We start from the raw sequence: 1,607 nt of genomic DNA on the forward strand, positions 1-1,607 counted from the left end.
AGTATAATTGTGTATACCAAAACGCTCAACTGTTGTCTTCCCTCCATACAAGCTGTTGATTACTTAATCTGCTTGATTATTCAGAAAAGTGAGGCAGCTACAGCTCGATTTTATCTGCTTTTGCTGCTGAAATCAAAACCCATCAGATCTCGAATCCACTGAAAAAAGTTTTGTAACGTCTCGACAGTTTGGCTATCACAATGTATATGGTATACCATATCCGAGAGCAAGAAGCTTTTTGGATTGCTACAAACGCCGGGGAAACTTTGGATCGGAGGAGATCAGGAGGCCCGGACGAAAACTAAACTTAGGGAGGAATTGGCAATGAAATTGCTTAAAAATCTCGCCGGCGCTGCAACTGTACTCGCAGGCATCACCTTGGCTGCAGGGGCAGCTTACGCACAAGAATTCACACTAAAATTCCAGTCTTCTGATCCGGCGGGCTCTCCGACATTCCAGATTCAATCTGCTTGGGCAGAGACCATTGAAGTTGTAACCGGTGGCCGCGTTGAGCTCGAGTTGCTCCCGGTTGATGCTGTGGTCGGCTACCGCGAAACACAAGATGCAGTTTCTTCAGGCATCCTTGATGGCCACATCACAGACATGTCCTATTGGGCCGGTAAAGACGCTGCCTTCGCGCTGCTTGGCAACCCAGTGGGTGCGTGGTCCTCACCAGAAGAAATGCTGCGTTTCTTTGAGTTTGGTGGTGGTCTTGACCTCGCAAATGAACTTCAGAACCCTTATGGCCTTCAGGTGATTGGTGTCATCACGCCAGGCCTCGAAGCTTTTGCATCCAATAAGGAACTGAACGGTGTAGATGATCTAAAGGGTCTGAAAATGCGTGCTCCAGAAGGCTTGGTTCAACAAATCTTTGCCGCTGCTGGTGCTGCGCCTGTGAACCTACCTTTCTCTGAAGTGTTTACGTCACTCGACAAAGGCGTGATCGATGCAGCTGATGCGACGGTCTTCTCCGGCAACCACGAGGCAGGCCTTCACGATGTGGCGCGCCATCCGGTGTACCCTGGCTTCCACTCAATGCCGACCATGGAAGTTGCGATCACAAAAGCAACTTGGGACAAAATGCCCGCAGATTTGCAGGCGATCATGCAACTCGCCGTTCGTGAACTGGCCTTCCAGGAAGTGAACCAGCTTGCCATGAAAGACCTGAAAGCTGTTGCGGATGCTGTCGCAAATGGCGTGTCTGTCACAAACTGGCCAGCAGCTGAGCGCGCTCGTTTCCGCACGATCGCCACTGGTGAGTGGACTTCTGTCGCAAGTAAATCTGCAAATGCTCAGAAGGTATACGACACACTCGTAGCTTACCTGAACGACCAAGGGCTTCTGACCGCAAACTAATCAATGCCGCAAAGGCAATCGAGCGGCCTGTGCGCGGGCCGCTCATACTGTATGCTGGTGAGGGCATCGGTTTGGAATCCGACGAAACACAAGTTCACGAACATGATGGTACAAAGACTATCCCCGAGGCAGGTGCGCTCGGGAAGGTTATTGGGGTAGTCAGCCAATTTTTTTCGATTTCAATTCTCGTGTCCGCGGGCATTCTTATCGTTGAGGTTTTCCTCCGATACGTCTTCAACGCACCGACAATC

The 1,607-nt window shown here is 50.7% G+C and carries 1 protein-coding gene and 1 pseudogene; both read left to right on the plus strand.

Going from position 1 to position 1,607, the window contains the following annotated elements; all coding sequences use genetic code 11:
* Nucleotides 1–324 precede the first annotated feature (324 nt).
* Nucleotides 325–1,356, plus strand: a complete 1,032-nt coding sequence (locus tag AC2FNB_RS21200; RefSeq protein ID WP_496748703.1) for a TRAP transporter substrate-binding protein — start codon at nt 325–327, stop codon at nt 1,354–1,356.
* A gap of 71 nt (nt 1,357–1,427) precedes the next feature.
* Nucleotides 1,428–1,607, plus strand: a pseudogene (locus AC2FNB_RS21205) (TRAP transporter small permease subunit); the annotation flags it as partial.

The sequence above is a fragment of the Ruegeria sp. BHSB058 genome (genome assembly GCF_059613285.1).